Raw genomic sequence first — 20,357 nt, 5'->3', positions numbered from 1 at the left:
ATTCTTAATGAATGAAGCAGAAATATTTTTTCAGTTCACTCCATGGTTTATCTTCCTCATATCTTATCTAATTGGCTCGATTCCATTTGGTCTTCTTTTTACGAGATTGTCCAAAATTGGTGATATAAGAACAATCGGTTCCGGCAATATTGGAGCAACAAATGTTTTACGAACAGGAAATAAAAAGCTTGCTGCTCTAACACTTCTTTGTGATATGTTGAAGGGAACTATCGTTGTTTTCGTTATAAAGTTTTTTAGTGATCCGCTAGACCATAGTATCCTTGTTTCTCTAGCGGGTTTTTTTGCTTTCTTAGGACATCTTTTCCCCGTATGGCTTAAATTTAAAGGTGGCAAAGGCGTTGCTACCTATCTTGGTGTGTGTTTAGGGGTCTACTGGCCAGCAGCAATTGTTTTCATTGTTGTGTGGATGGCGATTTTTCTACTCACACGCTATTCTTCATTATCCGCACTTGTTGCTGTTATTATAACTGCGATATTTGTTTTTTACTTTTCCGATCCTTATTTCTATTTTATGCTGATTACGATGAGCATATTTGTGTATATAAAGCATTACGCAAATATCGGTAGATTATTAGTTGGGAAAGAAATTAAGATTGGGACTCAGAACGGGGATAAATAAAGGAATCCTGCTCACTGATCGTCAACGTCTAAACTGGTTACGGTTGTTGCGTAGTGAAAATATTGGAGCAGTGAGTTTTCGCAATCTCATTGATCATTATAAAACAGCAGAAAATGCTCTAGCAGCGTTACCTGAGCTTAGTAGAAAAGGTAGTGGTTCTGTATCTATTAAAATAGCAAGCTTAGAAGATGCAGAAAAAGAAATACAAAAAGCTAAAAGATTAGGTGTTCGGTTTATCGGCATGGGAGAACCAGATTATCCAGCTTTTCTTAAGGTTACAGAAGCTCCTCCGCCGCTTATTGCTATCAAAGGTAATATTTCAATTTTTCAAAAAACTTCTATTGGAATTATAGGTTCTCGAAATGCTTCAGCTGCTGGAAAAAAGCTTACAGCTCAATTTGCGCGTTTTCTCGGAGAAGCGGACTTTGTAACAATTTCTGGACTCGCTCGTGGAATTGATAGCGTTGCGCATCAAGCAAGTTTAAAAACAGGAACTGTTGCAGTCATGGCTGGAGGAATTGATCATATCTATCCTCCTGAAAATAAAAAGTTGCATGAAGATATTATCGCCAACGGTGGAGCCATCATCAGTGAAATGCCCATTTCTTGGAAGCCACGTGCTATCGATTTTCCAAGAAGAAACCGTATTATTGCAGCTCTATCACTTGGTCTCTTGGTTGTAGAGGCAGCCCTGCGCTCAGGGTCCTTAATTACCGCACGTCAAGCAGCTGAAATGGGACGGTTAATTTTTGCCATTCCCGGTTCTCCACTCGATCCAAGATCTGTTGGTACAAACAATCTTATCAAGGACGGTGCTCTACTCACCACACATCCTTCTGACATTATAGAAACACTTACGCCATTAATTTCACCGCTTTCAAATTCCCAACTCAATTTTTTTGAGGAACCATCCTCTTTACAACTTGAAAAGAAGAATTTTAATTTAGCAGATGAAAAAAACAGCAGCCTCTCTTTAGCAGGTGATGATGCAGCACGTGCAGCAGTTCTCTCCGCTCTTTCAACAACGCCAATCGATTTAGACACACTCAGTACCCACACAGGTATTTCACTTCCAACACTCTACCTCTTATTGGTAGAACTCGACCTTGCTGGAAAGCTTATTCGACACTCTGGTGGTTGTGTGTCATTGTCGAATCTTGATCTTCCCCAAGAGCCTCAGCACTATTAATAATGCTTTGCCCTTCTTTGGCAACCATATCCAAAAGCAATGCTAAAAGCGGACTATGCGCCTGACGCGCCATCTGATTCATTTGCTTTGACATGTCTGTAATATATTGGATAACTTTTAAATGATTTATAAACATAATCCTCTATCCTTGAGCATTTCCCCTCCTACCTCTCAATAGACGCTATCTTAGTATTTCGCCGTATGTTTTTGTAATAACAGTGGAAAATAAATCTTGTAATTCTATATAGGGTGTATTCTAATAATAACAATCATAAGTTGTACAATATTCATGTTTTTTATATGGCTAATATTTTTTATGTGCTCTTAAGCAATTGTCATTAGCTATTCGTATAAAAGGCGTTTATAAAAAAGTTTTTTATTTCAATATTTGGGTAAAATTATGAATATCGTTATCGTTGAATCTCCAGCAAAAGCAAAAACAATTAATAAATATCTTGGGTCTCAATACAAAGTTGTCGCATCATTTGGACATGTTCGTGATTTGCCTGCAAAAGATGGTTCTGTTTTACCAGATCAAGATTTTTCTATGAAATGGGATATAGATTCTGCTGCCGCTAAACGTTTAAATGAAATAGCAAAAGCCGTTAAAGAAGCCGATAGTCTTATATTAGCAACAGACCCTGATCGTGAAGGAGAAGCTATTTCATGGCATATTCTGGATGTTCTTCGTCAAAAAAAAGTTTTAAAAGATAAACCTATTAAAAGAGTTGTCTTCAATGCCATCACCAAAAAGTCTGTGCTTGATGCTATGAACAATCCACGTGATATTGATACATCACTTGTAGATGCTTATCTTGCACGTCGCGCTCTTGATTATCTCGTTGGTTTTACACTTTCACCTGTTTTATGGCGGAAACTCCCTGGTGCGCGTTCAGCAGGACGCGTTCAATCGGTTGCTTTGCGTATTATTTGTGATCGTGAAGCAGAAATAGAACATTTTATCAAAGAAGATTATTGGTCCGTTACAACACAGTTAAAAACCATCCGAAATGATAGTTTCCAAGCAAGATTGACAATGTTCAATCAAAGAAAAATAGGCAAGCTTGATATCCAATCTCAAGAACAAGCAGACCAAATTCGCTTTATGTTGGAGAAAGCCCAATATCATACACTCAGTGTTGAAGCAAAACCTACAAAGAGAAATCCTTTTCCTCCATTTACAACCTCCACACTACAACAAGCAGCTTCTTCAAAATTAGGATTTTCAGCTTCTCGCACTATGCAAATTGCCCAAAAGCTTTATGAAGGCATTGAAATTAATGGTGAAACAGCAGGGCTTATTACTTATATGCGTACCGATGGTGTGCAAATAGCACCAGAGGCCATTGATTCAGCACGAAAAGTTATTCATGAAACTTTCAGTAAAGACTATATTCCTGAAAAACCACGTTTTTATTCAACAAAGGCAAAAAATGCACAGGAAGCACACGAAGCGATCCGTCCAACAGATTTTCAACGCAATCCTAGTCAAGTCCGTAATTTTCTCGATAGCGATCAAGCAAAGCTCTATGAGCTGATATGGAAGCGTGCTATTGCCAGCCAAATGCGTTCTGCTGAAATTGAACGTACAACTGTTGAAATTGAAGCACAGCAAGGAGAAAACCGTGCAAATCTACGAGCAACAGGATCTGTTATTCGCTTTGATGGTTTTATTTCCGTCTACACCGATCAACGAGACGAAGAAAATAATGAAGAAAATGAAACAACACGTTTACCACAAATAAACACTGGTGAAGCACTTACAAAAGAAAAAGTTGAATCTGTACAACATACCACAGAGCCCCCTTCTCGTTATTCTGAAGCTTCATTAATTAAAAAGCTTGAGGAGTTAGGAATTGGTCGTCCATCAACTTATGCCTCCACATTGGCGACATTATGTGACCGTGGATATATTGTAATTGATAAACGAAAGCTTATTCCCGATGCTAAGGGACGTATTGTTACAGCCTTTCTTGAAAATTTTTTTAATCGCTATGTAGAATATGGTTTCACAGCAGATCTTGAAGAAAAGCTGGATCTTATCTCTGATGGCAAACTTTCTTGGAAAGACGTATTGCGAGATTTTTGGGATGGATTTAATGCATCTATTAGCAATATCCAAGAACTCCGTATAACCAATGTCCTTGATGTTTTAAATGTAACATTAGCACCTCTCGCCTTTCCTGAACGCGAAGATGGAAGTGATGTGCGTTCCTGTCCTCTTTGTAAAAGTGGTCAATTATCATTAAAACTCGGTCGTTATGGTGCTTTTGTTGGCTGTTCCAATTATCCCGAATGTAAGTACACACACCAACTTGGTACAGATAATGGAGAAGAGAATGAAGCTGTACGCAATGATGAACCTATTATACTTGGTAGTGACCCTGAAACAGGAAAAGGTATCTCTCTTCGCAATGGCCGGTTTGGTCCCTATATTCAACTTGGTGAAAGCAAAGAAGTTAAGCGTGCAGGATTACCAAAAGAATGGCGTGCAGAAAATGTAACCCTTGATAAAGCCTTGGCTTTACTCTCCCTTCCCCGTGAAATTGGCATTCATCCTGAGACTGGAAAAACAATCACGGCTACGATTGGACGATATGGTCCCTATCTTAGCCATAACGGAAAATCTGCGCGCCTTCTTCATGCAGATGAAGTTTTTGATATTGGTATCAATCGCGCTGTTACAATATTAGCAGAACAACAAGAAAACAAAACCAAGCAAAGCAGACCAACACCTACAGCATTGGCAACATTAGGAGAACATCCCGAAGGAGGAACCATTACTGTACGCAATGGGCGTTATGGTCCTTATGTTAATTGGGGTAAAATTAATGCAACATTGCCAAAAGATAAAGATCCCATCAGCGTAACACTTCCAGAAGCATTAGAACTTATATTGGCTAAAGCATCGAGTAAAAAAACAACTTCAAAAAGAGCTTCTTCTAAAACAAAAGCAAAAATAAAAGAGACATAAATTTTGGCTAAAGGTGAAAAAAACATAAAAAATCTCTCTTCATTCAAGGGGAAAATTTTTCCCAATAAGGAAGAAATCCTTTCCTTTATAAATGAGAATCCTAATCACTCAAGTAAACGAGAAATCGCCAAAGCCTTTAACTTAAAAGGCGATTCTCGTATTTGGCTGAGAGATATATTACGTGAGTTGAAGGATCAAAATCTTATATCTAAACAGCACAAAAGAGCAATAAACAAAGGAAAATTACCTCCTGTTACTTTAGTAAAAATTAGCGGACGTGATAAAGATGGAAGTTTTATTGCACAACCTCTTGAATGGGACGATTCTCCAAAGCCCAATATTGAAATACAGTCTTTTCATCACATAAAAGGAAGTATTATTGGTGTTGGAGATCATATTCTTGTAAAAGTTTTTCGAAATAAAAATTCTGAAAGCTCAAGACTCCCTTATACGGGACGAATTATTCGTAAAATTGATGTATCTCCCAAAAGCGCATTTGCTGTTGTACGAAAATTGGAAAATAATCAATGGCGCCTTGATCCTATAGACCGTAAAACCAATGAACTCATCGTTGAAATGTCTCCAGAAATGAAGATTGAAATTGGTGATCTCGTTGAAGTCGAAATTAAAAAAAATACTGGTTACGGATTAAAGAGCGCAAAAATAAAGAATGTTTTAGGGCATATTAAGAGTGAAAAAACACTCTCTATGATTGCTCTTCTTTCGAAAGGAATTCCTTATATTTTTCCTGAAAGTGTTCTTGAGCAAGTCAAACATATCAAAGCTGCCAATATGGATAATCGTGAAGATTGGCGACAATTACCATTTATTACAATTGATCCACCAGATGCAAAAGATCATGATGATGCAGTTTATGCAACCAAGGATAAGGACCCAACCAATAATGATGGTTGGATTATTATTGTGGCCATTGCAGATGTTTCTTACTATATCAAAACAGGAAGCGCTTTAGATAAAGAAGCATTGAAACGCGGAAATTCTGTTTATTTTCCCGATACCGTTGTGCCAATGTTACCTGAACGCCTTTCTCATGATTTATGTTCTCTGCGTGAAGGAAAAGAAAGACCAGCTTTAGCTGTTCGTATGATTTTTGATGAAAACGGTAATAAACGAAAACATAGTTTTCATCGTATTATGATTCGTGTAAGAGCCAAACTTTCTTATCAAGAAATGCAATTGGTAAAAAAAGAGCATATTAATGAAAAAAGTGTATCCTTGCTTGAGAATATCTTACATCCCTTATGGGAAGCCTATGCATGCCTTAAAGCTGCGCGAAATCGTCGCCAACCACTAGAATTAGAAATAGCAGAAAAAAAGATTATTCTTGATCAAAATGGATGCATAAAAGATGTTGTGAGTGAAACACAATTAGAAGCACATCATTTAATTGAAGAGTTTATGATACAAGCCAATATTGCAGCTTCTGAAACATTAAAACAACATCACCAGCCCCTCATTTACCGTATTCATGAAAAACCTTCTCTTGCTAAGCAAGAAATACTTCGGAGATTTCTTCAAAGTTTGGGGATACCACTCTCCCGCGGAAGCGAACTTACCTCAGCGCACCTTAATAGCATTCTGGCAAAAGTGACGAATACGCCACAAAAAGAATTAGTCAACCAAGTTATTCTGCGCTCACAATCTCAAGCTGAGTATAATCCAAAAAATATCGGCCACTTTGGTTTAAACCTACATAATTATACACATTTTACATCACCAATCCGTCGTTACGCTGATCTCATTATTCATCGAGCACTCATTAAAGCCCTGAAATTAGGAAATGATCAATTAACAGATACACAAGAACAAAATCTTGCAGAAATTGCTACGCAAATTTCTTTATACGAGCGCCGTGCAATGATGGCTGAAAGAGAAACTATTGATAGGCTTGTTGCTCACTATTTAACGAATAAAATCGGCCATATTTTTACAGGTCGCATTTCCGGAGTTACAAAAGCAGGTCTTTTTGTCTCACTTGATAAACTCAATACAGATGGTTTTATCCATATTTCTACACTTAAAAATGATTATTATCATTTTGATGAAGCACAACATGTTCTTGTAGGACAGCGTAGCCATAAAGGCTATCAGCTCAGTGATGTTGTAGAAGTAAAACTTATAACTGTACAACCTTTTGCTGGCGCTTTATGCTTTGAGCTCTTAACAAAACCTCGTCCAATAAAATTTTCACCGACATCCTATCATAAAAATAAATTAAAAAAACAAAAGCGTAGTTTTTATGGGAAAAGAAAATATTAATTAAAAATAAAAAGTAAAAAACATTTTTATAATTTTTACTGTCTTATTTTTTTATTTTAAAATCTAAAATTTTTGTTGAAAAAAATTAATCTTCTTGTCCTCCATTAAATAGAATATGAATAATAAAATAATAATAAATTCAATTTAAGAAATGACCTATAATTAGGTATTATTTTATGTGTACAATCTTCTTTCTTTAGTATATAAGAGGGTTTATTTTATCATTATATATATAATAACCATGTAAAAATCTTGCATTTTTTTATACTCATGGAATGAGAAAAGCTTTTAACTCTCAAAACAATTCTTTGCATGCAATTATTGCAGCTGTTTTTACTTATCGAATCGCCTTATGCCTAGGCATTTCTAAAACGATATTATTTATGATGTCCATAGGATCTTTAAGTTTTTTAGGATACTATTTTTTTGAATCTATATGGGTTTGGTTCATTTTAAGGTTTATATTACATTTTACTATGACTGTTATGTTTATACTGTCAGAGTTTTAGATCAACAGTTATGCTCCTCCTAAAAGACGTGGTTTGGTTCTGTCCCATTTATGCTATTGTTCTAGGATTAGAGTTTGCGGTAGGTCCAACGCTGTTGGCAATAGTCTTATTATATTGGCTGCTATCCCAATTCTTGTCGCTTGGAAATTAAGTCTAGAATTTCAAAAAAGCTAATATACACCATTTTTTCGTTATCTTTTTCACGTTCCAAGCGCAATGATGGCAGTACTGGTTTACGGTGCTATTCAAATGGGCGCATTAACTCTTATTACTCCCTTTAGTTTATCCATTGGTTATAATGAGAATGAAGCAGCATACTTTATGGCAACCCTTGCGCTCGGGAATGTTTTCCTCTTAATTCCTATCAGCATTATAAGCGATTATGCCAAAGATCAACTCTATCCGCTGATAAGTTGCGCTATCTTAGGTTTTGTTGGAACTTTCATGGTACCATGGATCATTCAATATCCATGGATTCTGATGCTTGATCTGTTCCTTCTTGGTAGTGTGTAGCAACGAGCCTTTATACAATCGGTCTTGCACATCTAGGGGCACGTCTCAAGGGACAAAAACTTACTGCTGCTAATTCTGCTTTTATTTTTTGCTATGAAATGGGTATGTCTATCTGGCCGACCTTTATCGGAAAATCCATGGATATCTTTAATCCCTTCGATTTTTCAATAGCCATGGCTGTTTTTTAGTTTATATGCCACTTTGATGTTTGTCCAACTTATGAGAAAATTAATCAGCTCTTGACTTTTTTGAGAACATCCGTAGTGTTGCTGGAAAATCTGATGACATCAGAAATAGGTTTTGATAGCAAGATAATATTTTTTCAGTATAAATAAGGTTCTTACATTATGGCTAAAGCAGCAACCATTAAGATCAAGCTTTTATCAACTGCAGATACTGGTTTTTTCTATGTAACAAAGAAAAACAGCCGTACAATGACAGATAAAATGAGCAAGCGTAAATATGATCCAGTGGTAAAAAAGCACGTTGAATTTAAAGAAACAAAAATTAAATAAATAGGCTTATCATTGAATTGATAGATTTATACTCCAAAAGAAATGTGGGGATATTGCTCTTCAAAGTTATTTTTTGAAAGATGTTTTTTCTGTTTCCTTAAGTTTAAAAAGTTTACTTTAAAATTTGTATGTTTTGTACGGATTTGGATAAGTTGATTTATTATTTAAGTTGCTTACATATATTCTACATGAGTATTTCATTATTGTGATATCTAACGAAAATTTTGTCATTAAAACGAAACATTGTTTCGTCATATGAGTAAAGTTTCTTGGACGAATTATAAGCAATACTAAAATAGAGTGCGTTATAATAATGTTAGCAGTTTCGTTGTTTCATGAAAAAAATTCTCATTTTAATCTAAGAGGCTTAAAAAAAATCACTGGTTTCAATATTTTTGTTGCTGCTAGCATTCTTATTGTTATGTTAATTTATTTTAAGCAGAATCAGCCGTTTCCTCAAAAAGAAAATTTTTCTTCTCAAAACTCTGTTAGAGGAAATGCATTAATCATTGATGGCGATTCTATCATGATTTCTTCAATTAAGATTCGACTGGTTGGAATTGATGCTCCTGAACTCCACCAATTTTGTGGAAAAAAGGAGGAACGCTACCCTTGTGGGCTTGAGGCTAAAAAATATTTAGAACAACTACTAGAAAATCAAACTGTTACATGTCACTGGCATAAAACAGACCAATACCGTCGTGTTCTTGCAACATGTAAAACAAAACAAGTGAGCAATATCAATGCAACGCTTGTACATAATGGTTGGGCTGTAAGTTATTATGAATACCCTAAAGAAGAACAAGAAGCTAGAAGGAAAAAGAAAGGAATATGGGCATCAAGTTTTCAACGACCGCGAGAATGGCGCAAAGCAAATCCTCGCACTGAATAAGAAAAATATTTTTTAATTTCATTGACCAATGAAACGATGTAATCAGATTATTACACTTGAAAAAAAAATCTATTCCTGTCGTGTTTGTATCCAACAACCACATTATTTCCCTCCTCTTCCTCACGAACCAAATCCCGTCGTTTATTTATCTGATACGGCTTCGATTGCGGTTGCAGGACAAGCACCAGGATTGCGTGTCCATGAAACTTCTATCCCTTTTAATGATCGCTCTGGCAAAAGGCTGCGTGATTGGCTGGGGGTAACGAAAGAAGAATTTTATAACAGATCTCTTTTTGCTATTGTTCCTATGGGATTTTGTTTTCCAGGTTATGACAACAATAAAGCTGATTTACCACCAAGGCGTGAATGTCGAGAAATATGGCATGAAAAGATATTTCAAGCGATGCCTCAAATAAAGCTTGTTCTTGCTATTGGCAGTTATGCGCAAAAGTGGCATATTAGAGGATTAAAACATAAAACTGTTTCAGCAACCGTTAGTGATTGGAGAAATATTCTTCCCATCCCCCAACCTCAAGGCTATAATGTTATGCCTTTGCCTCATCCATCATGGCGAAATACTTCTTGGTTACAGAAAAACCCATGGTTTAACGATGAGCTTATTGTATATCTGCGTCGTTTAGTGCGTAATTTTTTATAAATTAAAATATTGAGAAAAAATATGGATCGTCTTGATAGAAAAATTTTACATCTTTTGCAAGAAAATGCAACACTTTCTGTTGCTGATATTGCTAAAAAAGTGGGACTTTCGACCACTCCTTGCTGGCGTAGAATTCAAAAACTTGAAGAAGATGGCGTCATTCAGCGTCGTGTTGCCGTTCTTTCTCCAGAAAAAGTAAATGCGCACGTCACTGTTTTTGTGTCTATTCGCACAAACACACATAGTCATGAATGGTTTAAGCGTTTTTCAAAAATTGTGCAAGAATTCCGTGAAGTTATTGAATTTTATCGAATGAGTGGAGATATTGACTATTTATTGCGTGTTGTTGTGCCCAACATTGAAGCTTATGATCTTTTTTATAAAAAATTAATTTCCAAAATTGACATCCGTGATGTTTCATCTTCTTTCGCAATGGAACAGATTAAATATACAACGGAGCTTCCTCTTAATTACATTAAATTACACGACAAGACGCATGAACACAACTCTTAAGAGTTTTTTATATCGTCTCATTATCTTTTAGGCATTCAAACTTTCTTGTTTAAAAACCACCATTTGTGCATGTATTAAAACAGCAGCTTTGACAATGCCAGCTGCCATAGCTGCTCCTGTCCCTTCACCAAGATGCATCCCCAAATCCAGAAGTGGTTCTTTGCCAATTTTTTTTAAAAGTTTACGATGGGCTGTCTCAGAAGAAAGATGTCCAACAAGGGTATGATCAAGAGCTTTTGGATGCATTTTATAAAGAACCGCTGCAGCTGCTGTTGCCACAAAACCGTCTAAAATAACGGGTATTCTTTCCATTCTTGCTGCTAAAATAGCACCAACCATAGCAGCAATTTCACGTCCTCCTAAGCGACGCATTATCTCAAAAGGATCATTAAAATAATCCTTATGCAAAGAAATGGCTGTCTTAACCGCTGCAATTTTACGCCGATAAAAATCACCTTCTGATTCCATACCATTTTCTGTCCATTCTTCCACTTCTCCTCCAAACAATGCTAAGCATAAAGCTGAAGCTATTGTTGTGTTTCCAATTCCCATTTCTCCAATACATAAAAGATCTGCCCCACCCGCAATAGATTCCATTCCAAATGCCATTGTAGCAGCTGCACTCCGCTCATCCATTGCAGCATCCTTCGTAATATTCATTGTTGGATATTCCAATGCTAAATCAAATATTTTTAATCCAAGATCATAAGCAATACAAATTTGATTGATAGCAGCTCCACCAGATGCAAAATTTTGCACCATCTTTTGTGTTATAGATTGTGGAAATGGTGTAACATTTTCTTCTACTATACCATGGTTTCCAGAAAAAATAGCGACCAAAGGTCGCGTTACGATAGGTTTTTCTGTCCCCCTCCATCCTGCATACCAAACAGCAATATCTCCCAGTTTTCCCAATGTTCCTTGCTCTTTTGTTAAGTTTTTTTGACGTTTTTTTGCCAAAATTATAGAAAACTCATCAGCAACAGGTAAATTTGTAAGCAAAGCACGAAAATCATCAAATGGACTAGCGGTCATAAGGATACCTTTTAAAATCTACAATGTTTATGAAAATCACGTCATATATACAGGATATGAATAATTTGTTGTTTTTTTAAACAGTTCTTTAAAAAGTTAAATATTATGAGAGCAATAATTTCTATATTCTATTTTATAATCAAATAACAAACATACAAGATTTAAAATATTATCAATATTTTATTACTATTTTTACATTATGCTCTTAACCTATTTCTCTATTAAATAGGAGCAATCAGCATGTTGTTTAATATATAAATTTTAACATTCCTTCTATAACAAAAGTTATAAACTTTCAAAAACTTATAAAATTGAAGGGATCAAAATTATCGCAAAGAAATCAAAACACAAAGGATCTCAACTTTAACATATGTTAATTGTCAGGCTGTTATTAAATGAGAGCATAAAAAGCTTCTTTTAGAATACATATATCTGCATTTGGTTTCGTCGCATCATTTGATAATATTTGCCTCCATCGACGTGCCCCACTCCGCCCATGAAATAAACCAATCATATGACGCGTCACATGAGAAAGCCGCCCTCCCGATGCAATATGTCGAGCCGCATAATCACACATAACCTCAATAAGATCACTCTCACGCAGATTATTTTGCGCCTCATCATAGAGTTCAAAATCAATATGTTTTAACAAAGCTGGATCATGATAAACTTGGCGACCAAGCATGACAGCATCACAGAAAGTTAAGTGTTTTTTGATCTCATCAATCGATTTAATTCCACCATTTATCCCAATGAATTTATGAGGATATTTACGTTTTAATTTATAAACGCTTTCATAATTAAGGGGCGGAATATTGCGATTTTCTTTTGGGCTCAATCCTTGTAGCCATGCCTTGCGTGCATGTATCCAGAGCGCATCACATCCCGCATTCCAAACCTGATTAGCCAAAAGATCTAACGCTAACTCTTCATCTTGTTCGTCCACTCCAATCCGACATTTGACAGTTACAGGTATAGTAACCTCTCGTTTCATCGCTTCCACGGCATTTGCCACAATGTCTGGATGTAGCATCAAACAAGCCCCAAAGACACCTGCTTGAACACGATTTGATGGGCAACCAACATTGAGATTTATTTCGTTGTAGCCAAAATCTTCAGCAATTCGTGCAGCTTCTGCTAACTTTTTCGGATCTGCCCCACCTAATTGTAATGCAACTGGACGTTCTTTATCGCTAAAAGCTAACAATTGTTCGCGAACACCATGAATGACAGCATCTGCTACCATCATTTCCGTATAAAGGAGTGCTTTTTTTGTTAAAAGACGATAAAAAAATCTGCAATGTCGGTCTGTCCAGTCCAACATTGGTGCTACTGCAAATTTTACAGGCGATGGAAGGTTGTAAAATATCATAAGGGCATTACTCTCATATCCCTATAGTTCTATCTTTATACATAGAAAAATACTTACTCTTAGTTTACGGAAAGTTTTATTCTCTTATACTATCATGAATATAATAACAGCTCATTATCTTCAATTGATATAAAGGCTTACTACAATCAATCATGATAAAATACATTATCGCATTTCTCATAGATTAGTGTTGAGGTATATAAACATGAAAAAAGAAGATTTTTACTATAATATAAGAAACTTATTTACAACTTCTTCTTACGCTCATCAAGCTTCTACCCTTACATGATTTAGCACAGCGTTTAAGACAATAAATGATAAACTAACACATTATACAATTTTTCATGATCGATTTAATTTTCTTTAAATTTTTTTAACTTATTATGCAAATAAACGCTACAGAAAGTACTTCTATCTTCTCTTCAAGAATGAACCAAAATCCTTATTTCGTACGAAATCTAATTATAAATCATTTTTTCTCAATGAGTTACTCTTGGATTTCACTTTATAAGATAAACAAATTTCATCCTAAATATTCTATCTAATTTTGCCATTTTATGATTCTTATAAAAAACTAAAATTAGATTATAGACAACCATTGTCTTTTAATATGTATGACTGACATCAGTATCTCTTGAAGAAAAATATTTTACAATATTGCAGATAAAATCTGTAAAATGAAATGATCATAAACGTTGTTCAATCTCTTGTTGGCTTTGCATATAGGAAGAAAGAGTATCAACCTCTTGTTCATTAAATAGGAGACCAAGTTTTGAACGACGCCATAACACATCTTCACATGCTTTAGCCCATTCTTTTTCCATCAACCATTTAACTTCTACTTCATAAAGCCCATGTCCAAAATTTTTTCCTCTATTTGCCTTACCATATGCAAATATCACTAATGCTTCCGTACCATAGGAGCGTGCAAGTCTGCGATGTGTAAAAGCATCTAAATCTGGCATCAAAAGAGCAATCCTATTTTCGATTATATCTAATTGATTATAGGAAAAATCACCCCCTGGAAGTACTGTCTTAGCCGTCCATGATTCTCCCTTTTTACCAAGCGCTTTTTCAACAAATTTCATCGCATCTTCAGCCAACTTACGATAAGTTGTAATCTTTCCACCATAAAGATTAAGAATCTTTGGTGTTGTTCCTGTTCCTATTTCTTTTAAAACATAATCGCGTGTAATTTCTTGTGCTTTTGAAGCTCCATCATCATAGAGTGGACGAACTCCAGAGTAAGACCAGACAATCGTTTCAGGCAACACTGGTTGTATGAAATATTCACTGGCTGCTGCACAAATATAATCAATTTCTGTATCAGTAATATGAACGTCAGCTGGATCTCCTTGATAATTACAATCTGTTGTTCCAAGCAAGGTAAACTCTTCTTGATACGGAATAGCAAATATAATACGCCCATCACCATTTTGAAAAATATAAGCACGATCATGAGTATAAAGCTTGGGAACTAAAATATGAGAACCTCTAACAAGCCGTACTGGTGGATGTTCTTTACAGTCTAATATGCTTGCCAAAACATGATTAATCCAAGGTCCTGTCATATTCGCGACATAAGAAGCTGTGACACTATATTCTTTACTATTTAACTTGTCTTGAAGAACGATACGCCATTTATTGTCTTCTTTTTTTAAAGAGAGAACTTCTGTTCGTACTTTTATATCAGCTCCCCACTTTTCTGCATCACGAGCATTGCCAATAACTAAACGCGCATCATCTACTCTTGCATCAGAATATTCAAAACCTCTCTGATATTCTTTCTTTAATGTAGAGCAAAATTTTTTTGAAAAATTAATCGTTTTACTGCGCCACAATTTCTGATTCCAATTCCCTAAATAATCATAAATAAAAAGTCCAAAACGCAACATCCAAGCAGGACGCAATTCTTTATGATAAGGAAGGAGAAAACGCAAAGGACGCACAATATGTGGAGCCATACGTAAAATGATCTCGCGTTCTTTCAATGCTTCACGAACAAGTTTGAACTCATAGTGTTCAAGATAACGAAGTCCACCATGAATAAGCTTTGTTGACGCACTTGAGGTTCCAGATGCAAGATCGTTCATTTCAGCCAATCCCACTTTAAATCCGCGTCCTGCTGCATCTCTTGCCAATCCACACCCGTTTATCCCTCCCCCAATGATAAACAGTTCATAATGTGTTGTGGTTTTCATAATTTCACTTTTCATTATTTAATTTTGTTTCTCAGTACTCAATAAAGCAACAGGAAAAAATAATATCAAGTGTTCTTCATTGTATTATCAACGTACTTTTTCCTAAAATAAACACGCATAAAAAGCTTTTTGATACCCTTATACATCAAAACAACATTTGACAAATTAAAGAGAATTTTTTTATCTTTTACAAAACATAATCCTTGCCAAGCCACGGTTTATCATATGAAATCTTTTTAGAGAAAAATTGATGTTTTTTCTCATTCTTAAATACACACTATAGCTAAATGCTTTATTGCACATAGATAACGCTTTTCATATAGTTCACTCAATGACACACTAGAAAATGTGAAGGTATACAGATGACTTGTCACTCTCAAAACTTGAAAAGAACACTTCTTTCAAAAATTTTAGTCCCAGTTATGTCGAGTATTTTAATCTTTTTACCTTCTTTATCAAACGCAACATCACACTCAAAAACAGCAAATCATTTAAGCTTAGAAAAGCTTAAAACAGAACTTTTGGAAGATTATAGCTTTTTATCTAAGTTTAAAGAAAAAATGGTACCACATACTGATTCTCATCATATTCAACAAATTTTTAGAGAGTACCTTCTTACTCATCCAGAAATTTTGATTGAAATGCAGCTTATTCTTCAAGATAAACTGGAAAAACAGAATGAATACGAAAACCAAATACAAATATTAGAAAAAGAAATTTTTCATTCTCCTCATGACGCTGTTTTGGGAAACCCAAATGGTAAAAGAGTGCTTATCAATTTTTTTGATTACAACTGTGGATATTGTAAAATTTCCTATTCACATATAGAAGACTTGATAAAAGAATATCCAGATTTAAAGGTTATTATTAAGGATTTACCAATTTTAAGCTCTGATTCTATGGCGGCCCATACTGTCGCCTACGCATTTCGAAAACAATTTCCAGAGAAATATCCTCAGTTTCATAAAATGCTTTTAATGTATCAAGGTCGCGCAAATGAAGCAAAAGCTATTAAAATAGCTGTTTCATTAGGAGCAGATGAAAAAAAACTACGTAATGCAATAAAAGATCCCACTCTGCAAAACGCTTTTAAAGAAAATATTCAAATTGCCTCTACACTTCATATTACGGGAACACCTTCTTACATCATTGGTAATAAAATATTCATTGGCGCAGCCAGACAAGATATTCTAAAACAAGCAATAGACAATACACAGTGAATACCTGATCAGTTTTAGGAAGAATACTGTAAATGAGGTAATTTTATGCTTTCTCTTTTTTGATAACAGGCTTATAAGTGCAATTTTGCGTGAAGCAGATACGAGTTTTAAATTGCAAAGTATAATGATTTAAAGGAAATAAAAATCTTTAAAGCCTCAAAAGATGTCATCCCTAATCTAGAGATATTCACTCATAAAATGAGATAATGACGATCTTCATTGATCAAGGAGTTAGAAATAAAATGGCAACAAAAAAAATGGATTCGGTAAAAACCGCAATTGATACGAAAATTATTCGTGATCTTGCTGAAATTTTGAATGATACAAATTTAACGAACATTGAAGTTGAACAAGGAGAACTTCGTATTTGTGTCTCACGCCAAAATACCTTAACTTCTTCTGAGCAAGCAATCTATGCTCCTGTTTCTACTCCTACTTTTTCTGTAACATCTTCTCCAGCCCCAACAACTGAATCTCCTATACAATCTATCCAAGAAGATAAATCAAAAAACACAATAACCTCTCCGATGGTTGGAACAGCTTATCTTGCACCTTCACCAGGCGCACAACCTTTTGTAGAAATAGGACAAAATGTTTCTGAAGGGGAGACATTACTTATTATTGAAGCCATGAAAACAATGAATCAAATTTCATCACCACGCTCAGGCACGGTAACCACTGTTCTTGTCAAAGATGGACAACCTGTTGAATTTGGTGAACCACTTATTATTGTTGAATAAAGCGAGGGGCAACCATGATTCGAAAAATCCTCATTGCTAATCGGGGAGAAATTGCTCTTCGCGTTTTACGTGCATGTAAAGAACTGGGCATAAAAGCCGTAGCTGTTCACTCTACCGCTGATGCAGATGCAATGCATGTTCGTCTTGCTGATGAAAGTGTTTGTATTGGTCCTCCTCCCGTTCGCGATTCTTATTTGAGTATTCAGCAAATTATTGCTGCTTGTGAAATTACAGGGGCTGATGCTGTTCATCCAGGGTATGGCTTTCTTTCTGAAAATGCAAAATTTGCAGATGTTCTAGAAGCCCATGATATTACATTCATCGGTCCAACAGCTACTCATATCCGAATCATGGGCGATAAAATCGAAGCAAAGAAAACCGCCAAAAAGCTTGGTATTCCTGTAGTTCCAGGTTCAGATGGAGCAATCACTGAAGAATCAGATGCTTTACGCACTGCTCATGAAATTGGTTATCCAGTTATTATCAAAGCTTCTGCCGGTGGTGGTGGACGTGGTATGAAAGTCGTTCATTCTGAACAAGAATTTTCTATAGCTCTCAAAACAACGCGTTCAGAAGCGAAAGCTGCTTTTGGTGATGACGCTGTTTACATAGAGAAATATTTAGAAAAACCCCGTCATATTGAAATTCAAGTCATAGGTGATGGTGCAGGAAATGCTATTCATTTAGGAGAACGTGATTGTTCACTTCAACGACGGCATCAAAAAGTATGGGAAGAAGCTACGTCACCTGCACTTAATGAAACTGAACGAAAAAAAATTGGCAGTATTGTTGCAAACGCCTGTGCCCAACTTGGATATCGTGGAGCTGGTACTATTGAATTTCTTTATGAAAATGGCAAATTTTATTTTATTGAAATGAATACGCGTTTACAAGTCGAACATCCTGTAACTGAAGCAATTACAGGTATAGATTTAGTTCATGAACAAATTCATATTGCATCAGGCTGCAAGCTTTCAGTGACACAAGATGATGTCTATTTTTCTGGTCATGCCATTGAATGCCGTATTAATGCAGAAGATCCTATTAACTTTACGCCATCACCTGGAACCATTACACATTTTCATACTCCCGGAGGTTTAGGGATTCGTGTTGATTCAGGTGCTTATTCAGGTTATCGTATCCCTCCTTATTATGATAGCATGATTGGAAAGCTGATTGTTCATGGACGTACCCGTTTAGAATGTATGATGCGTTTACGGCGTGCTCTAGATGAATTTGTCGTCGATGGAATAAAAACTACACTACCTCTTTTTCGCGATCTTATCAATAACCAAGATGTTGCTGATGGTAATTATAATATTCACTGGCTAGAAAAATATCTTGCTCATCAATCAAAGTCTTCAGATTCGTAATTCGATAGCAAAATGATGAATTCTTATAAAAATTCTATAAGATATCAACATAAGGATAATTCCAACCTTGCTGTAAAAAGTGGTAAAAAAGGAATAAGTTAGTTATTTTTTATTTGTTATATAGTTTTCTTTTAATATGTACAAAATTTGATAATTTTCTGTTTTCCTTTTTGTAAGTTTGTGCTAACTGCTACATTGTTACGCCCTTATAGCTCAGTTGGTAGAGCACCTGATTTGTAATCAGGGGGTCGGGAGTTCGAGTCTCTCTGGGGGCACCATTTTATTTCTTAAATATATTGAAATATATAGATTTTTTCTTTAAATAACCATTTTCAGACCACCTTTTAGACCACCTTCTACAGTTTATACAACTTTACCTAATTTGTTCTTATTTGCTCCTTATTTTTCTTTGGAGTGAAGGCTAAGATCTCTTTTTTTCTCCATCTCACTGCTCTCCCTAGCTTATATNGTGGTTTGGAGCCGTCAAAATCGGTGTTTTTAACACCAGCCAAACCTTTATCGCCAGAGCTTAAGCCAACTTGCTCAACCCCCTCACGCACCGCATGATTATCAATAGTGCCTGTCAACTTGGCATCAAGCGTTCCCCCAGCTTCAATCGTGCCGTAAACAGCATCATAAGTGCGTTTGGGTGTTTGGGTAAAAGTAGGACCGTCCCATTCTTCTGCACCGTTTATACATGCTGGATTTGTGATACTACATTGCTTATGTCTGTAGCGTGTTTTAGTCACAATCTTGGTTTTTTCGATTAAATCGCGCCTTTTGGGCACCATTTTGTATGTTTAACACATTAAAAAATATAGATTTTTTCTTTAAACNCGGCATAACCATAAACTTGTGCATTTTCGTAAACCTTAGCATCATCATAAACCTTGGCATAACCCCCAATCCAGCAATTACCATGATGCGATAGGTTGTCTTCTTTCTCGATATAGCCGCCAAGATCACCTTTCTTGACGTCCCCAAAATCTCTCAATGCACGAATGCGGCGGAGCGTTTTGCGCCCAATTTCGATTGTTTCATCTGTCAGNACGGCTCCGGAAACAACCCCTGAATCACCCAATTGCGAATCGTTGTTGTGGATACACTAAAAAGCTGTGCACATTCACGTGTCGTTACATATCTATCGCCATCATCAAATATCATCTCATTACCTTTCTCTTTTTTATGTTATGTAAATGGGCGGGGGTGCTGGGAGGAGAGAGCACCCCCATAAACTTCAAGCGGCTTTTGTTAAAATTTTTTGCATCTCTTGTTCTATTTCCCCTAAAAAGATTTCGACCGCTTTATTGATCTCTTCAATGTGTTTCTCATCACGGTGGATGCGTTTGATTTTCATTCTCAAACCAGTAGATTTGCCTACAAAGTTTGGATTATAACTCATGAAATGNATACACTAAAAAGCTGTGCACATTCACGTGTCGTTACATATCTATCGCCATCATCAAATATCATCTCATTACCTTTCTCTTTGTTTATGTTATGTAAATGGGCGGGGGTGCTGGGAGGAGAAAGCACCCCCATAAACTTTAAGCAGCTTTTGTCAAAATCTTTTGCATCTCTTGTTCTATTTCCCCTAAAAAGATTTCGACAGCTTTATTAATCTCTTCAATGTGATTCTCATCACGATTGATGCGTTTGATTTTCATTCTCAAACCAGTAGATTTGCCTACAAAGTTTGGATTATAACTCATGAAATCACACCATTTGCGTCC

The 20,357-nt window shown here is 35.9% G+C and carries 16 protein-coding genes, 1 tRNA gene and 7 pseudogenes; 13 read left to right on the top strand and 11 right to left on the bottom strand.

The annotated features are described in order from the left end of the window. Nucleotides 1-7: 7 nt before the first annotated feature. Both plsY and dprA read left to right on the top strand, forming a co-directional pair. Nucleotides 8-640 carry a glycerol-3-phosphate 1-O-acyltransferase PlsY gene (gene plsY, locus ACFIJ0_RS02250; RefSeq protein WP_375623672.1) on the top strand — a complete coding sequence of 211 codons (633 nt, stop codon included), beginning with the start codon at nucleotides 8-10 and terminating at the stop codon, nucleotides 638-640. After that, a complete protein-coding gene (gene dprA / locus ACFIJ0_RS02245; RefSeq protein ID WP_375623674.1) occupies nucleotides 615-1,829 on the top strand; it encodes a DNA-processing protein DprA in 1,215 nt (404 codons plus the stop codon). Before plsY ends, dprA begins: the two co-directional genes overlap by 26 nt. Here dprA and ACFIJ0_RS02240 read toward each other — a convergent pair. Then, a complete protein-coding gene (locus tag ACFIJ0_RS02240) occupies nucleotides 1,759-1,965 on the bottom strand; it encodes a hypothetical protein (RefSeq protein WP_005773510.1) in 207 nt (68 codons plus the stop codon). The genes dprA and ACFIJ0_RS02240 overlap by 71 nt on opposite strands. Before the next feature lie 264 nt (nucleotides 1,966-2,229). On the opposite strand from ACFIJ0_RS02240, the gene topA reads away from it, so the two are divergent. From topA to ACFIJ0_RS02205, 7 genes are all read left to right on the top strand, one after another. Continuing rightward, a complete protein-coding gene (topA, locus tag ACFIJ0_RS02235; protein ID WP_375623676.1) occupies nucleotides 2,230-4,803 on the top strand; it encodes a type I DNA topoisomerase in 2,574 nt (857 codons plus the stop codon). A gap of 3 nt (nucleotides 4,804-4,806) precedes the next feature. After that, the gene (rnr, locus tag ACFIJ0_RS02230; protein WP_375623678.1) at nucleotides 4,807-7,083 is read left to right on the top strand and encodes a ribonuclease R; all 2,277 of its coding nucleotides are present in this window, start codon (nucleotides 4,807-4,809) and stop codon (nucleotides 7,081-7,083) included. Between the two features lie 725 nt (nucleotides 7,084-7,808). Beyond that, on the top strand, nucleotides 7,809-8,105 hold the full coding sequence (locus tag ACFIJ0_RS02225) for a hypothetical protein (protein WP_375623679.1): 297 nt from the start codon (nucleotides 7,809-7,811) through the stop codon (nucleotides 8,103-8,105). Nucleotides 8,106-8,452: 347 nt separating this feature from the next. Beyond that, entirely contained in the window at nucleotides 8,453-8,620 is a 168-nt protein-coding gene (rpmG, locus tag ACFIJ0_RS02220; protein WP_004864083.1) for a 50S ribosomal protein L33, read from the top strand. 313 nt (nucleotides 8,621-8,933) lie between these two features. Next, nucleotides 8,934-9,512 (top strand): thermonuclease family protein, encoded by a 579-nt coding sequence (locus ACFIJ0_RS02215; protein ID WP_375623681.1) that lies wholly within the window; start codon nucleotides 8,934-8,936, stop codon nucleotides 9,510-9,512. A 28-nt stretch (nucleotides 9,513-9,540) separates the two neighbouring features. Continuing rightward, nucleotides 9,541-10,170, top strand: a complete 630-nt coding sequence (locus tag ACFIJ0_RS02210; protein ID WP_375623683.1) for a uracil-DNA glycosylase family protein — start codon at nucleotides 9,541-9,543, stop codon at nucleotides 10,168-10,170. Between the two features lie 21 nt (nucleotides 10,171-10,191). Continuing rightward, the gene (locus ACFIJ0_RS02205) at nucleotides 10,192-10,683 is read left to right on the top strand and encodes an Lrp/AsnC family transcriptional regulator (RefSeq protein WP_330167634.1); all 492 of its coding nucleotides are present in this window, start codon (nucleotides 10,192-10,194) and stop codon (nucleotides 10,681-10,683) included. Between the two features lie 27 nt (nucleotides 10,684-10,710). Here ACFIJ0_RS02205 and cobT read toward each other — a convergent pair whose 3' ends face one another. The 3 genes from cobT to glpD form a co-directional block, all read right to left on the bottom strand. After that, a complete protein-coding gene (gene cobT / locus ACFIJ0_RS02200) occupies nucleotides 10,711-11,718 on the bottom strand; it encodes a nicotinate-nucleotide--dimethylbenzimidazole phosphoribosyltransferase (RefSeq protein ID WP_375623684.1) in 1,008 nt (335 codons plus the stop codon). Nucleotides 11,719-12,109: 391 nt separating this feature from the next. Beyond that, nucleotides 12,110-13,090: a tRNA dihydrouridine(20/20a) synthase DusA gene (gene dusA, locus ACFIJ0_RS02195; protein WP_375623685.1), complete on the bottom strand. Its 981-nt coding sequence runs from the start codon at nucleotides 13,088-13,090 to the stop codon at nucleotides 12,110-12,112. A gap of 686 nt (nucleotides 13,091-13,776) precedes the next feature. Then, nucleotides 13,777-15,306 carry a glycerol-3-phosphate dehydrogenase gene (glpD, locus tag ACFIJ0_RS02190; RefSeq protein WP_375644179.1) on the bottom strand — a complete coding sequence of 510 codons (1,530 nt, stop codon included), beginning with the start codon at nucleotides 15,304-15,306 and terminating at the stop codon, nucleotides 13,777-13,779. Between the two features lie 347 nt (nucleotides 15,307-15,653). Here glpD and ACFIJ0_RS02185 point away from each other — a divergent pair, with 347 nt between their 5' ends. The 4 genes from ACFIJ0_RS02185 (at nucleotide 15,654) to ACFIJ0_RS02170 (ending at nucleotide 18,902) form a co-directional block, all read left to right on the top strand. Beyond that, nucleotides 15,654-16,511, top strand: a complete 858-nt coding sequence (locus tag ACFIJ0_RS02185) for a DsbA family protein (protein WP_375623689.1) — start codon at nucleotides 15,654-15,656, stop codon at nucleotides 16,509-16,511. A gap of 242 nt (nucleotides 16,512-16,753) precedes the next feature. Next, entirely contained in the window at nucleotides 16,754-17,251 is a 498-nt protein-coding gene (accB, locus tag ACFIJ0_RS02180) for an acetyl-CoA carboxylase biotin carboxyl carrier protein (protein WP_375623692.1), read from the top strand. A gap of 14 nt (nucleotides 17,252-17,265) precedes the next feature. Then, nucleotides 17,266-18,624 carry an acetyl-CoA carboxylase biotin carboxylase subunit gene (gene accC, locus ACFIJ0_RS02175; protein ID WP_375623694.1) on the top strand — a complete coding sequence of 453 codons (1,359 nt, stop codon included), beginning with the start codon at nucleotides 17,266-17,268 and terminating at the stop codon, nucleotides 18,622-18,624. A gap of 202 nt (nucleotides 18,625-18,826) precedes the next feature. After that, nucleotides 18,827-18,902, top strand: a tRNA-Thr gene (locus tag ACFIJ0_RS02170). Between the two features lie 99 nt (nucleotides 18,903-19,001). Here the strand turns inward: ACFIJ0_RS02170 and ACFIJ0_RS08825 are convergent. The 7 pseudogenes from ACFIJ0_RS08825 to ACFIJ0_RS02140 all read right to left on the bottom strand — a co-directional run. Beyond that, a pseudogene (locus ACFIJ0_RS08825) lies at nucleotides 19,002-19,097 on the bottom strand (DNA-binding protein); the annotation flags it as partial. Further along, nucleotides 19,095-19,400: pseudogene (locus ACFIJ0_RS02165) on the bottom strand (hypothetical protein); the annotation flags it as partial. The pseudogenes ACFIJ0_RS08825 and ACFIJ0_RS02165, both read right to left, overlap by 3 nt. A gap of 35 nt (nucleotides 19,401-19,435) precedes the next feature. Then, nucleotides 19,436-19,672: pseudogene (locus ACFIJ0_RS02160) on the bottom strand (hypothetical protein); the annotation flags it as partial. Nucleotides 19,673-19,674: 2 nt separating this feature from the next. After that, nucleotides 19,675-19,788, bottom strand: a pseudogene (locus ACFIJ0_RS02155) (helix-turn-helix transcriptional regulator); the annotation flags it as partial. A 73-nt stretch (nucleotides 19,789-19,861) separates the two neighbouring features. After that, nucleotides 19,862-20,029, bottom strand: a pseudogene (locus ACFIJ0_RS02150) (exonuclease); the annotation flags it as partial. A gap of 5 nt (nucleotides 20,030-20,034) precedes the next feature. Beyond that, nucleotides 20,035-20,097, bottom strand: a pseudogene (locus ACFIJ0_RS02145) (DNA-binding protein); the annotation flags it as partial. Nucleotides 20,098-20,171: 74 nt separating this feature from the next. Next, nucleotides 20,172-20,357 (bottom strand): annotated as a pseudogene (locus ACFIJ0_RS02140) (exonuclease); the annotation flags it as partial.

The organism is Bartonella sp. OC68QHHN (genome assembly GCF_042193875.1).
Classification (GTDB): domain Bacteria; phylum Pseudomonadota; class Alphaproteobacteria; order Rhizobiales; family Rhizobiaceae; genus Bartonella; species Bartonella grahamii_A.
Note: the sequence above shows the minus strand (reverse complement) of the source record. Positions and strands in the feature narration are given on the sequence as shown.

What these genes read in the sequence shown, in the direction of transcription:
- accB (WP_375623692.1), top strand. Translation starts at nt 16,754, where the DNA reads ATGGCAACAAAAAAAATGGATTCGGTAAAAACCGCAATTGATACGAAA.
- ACFIJ0_RS02205 (WP_330167634.1), top strand. Translation starts at nt 10,192, where the DNA reads ATGGATCGTCTTGATAGAAAAATTTTACATCTTTTGCAAGAAAATGCA.
- accC (WP_375623694.1), top strand. Translation starts at nt 17,266, where the DNA reads ATGATTCGAAAAATCCTCATTGCTAATCGGGGAGAAATTGCTCTTCGC.
- ACFIJ0_RS02210 (WP_375623683.1), top strand. Translation starts at nt 9,541, where the DNA reads ATGAAACGATGTAATCAGATTATTACACTTGAAAAAAAAATCTATTCC.
- dusA (WP_375623685.1), bottom strand. Translation starts at nt 13,090, where the DNA reads ATGATATTTTACAACCTTCCATCGCCTGTAAAATTTGCAGTAGCACCA.
- ACFIJ0_RS02185 (WP_375623689.1), top strand. Translation starts at nt 15,654, where the DNA reads ATGACTTGTCACTCTCAAAACTTGAAAAGAACACTTCTTTCAAAAATT.
- ACFIJ0_RS02225 (WP_375623679.1), top strand. Translation starts at nt 7,809, where the DNA reads ATGATGGCAGTACTGGTTTACGGTGCTATTCAAATGGGCGCATTAACT.
- topA (WP_375623676.1), top strand. Translation starts at nt 2,230, where the DNA reads ATGAATATCGTTATCGTTGAATCTCCAGCAAAAGCAAAAACAATTAAT.
- plsY (WP_375623672.1), top strand. Translation starts at nt 8, where the DNA reads ATGAATGAAGCAGAAATATTTTTTCAGTTCACTCCATGGTTTATCTTC.
- ACFIJ0_RS02240 (WP_005773510.1), bottom strand. Translation starts at nt 1,965, where the DNA reads ATGTTTATAAATCATTTAAAAGTTATCCAATATATTACAGACATGTCA.
- rpmG (WP_004864083.1), top strand. Translation starts at nt 8,453, where the DNA reads ATGGCTAAAGCAGCAACCATTAAGATCAAGCTTTTATCAACTGCAGAT.
- glpD (WP_375644179.1), bottom strand. Translation starts at nt 15,306, where the DNA reads ATGAAAAGTGAAATTATGAAAACCACAACACATTATGAACTGTTTATC.
- ACFIJ0_RS02215 (WP_375623681.1), top strand. Translation starts at nt 8,934, where the DNA reads ATGTTAGCAGTTTCGTTGTTTCATGAAAAAAATTCTCATTTTAATCTA.
- cobT (WP_375623684.1), bottom strand. Translation starts at nt 11,718, where the DNA reads ATGACCGCTAGTCCATTTGATGATTTTCGTGCTTTGCTTACAAATTTA.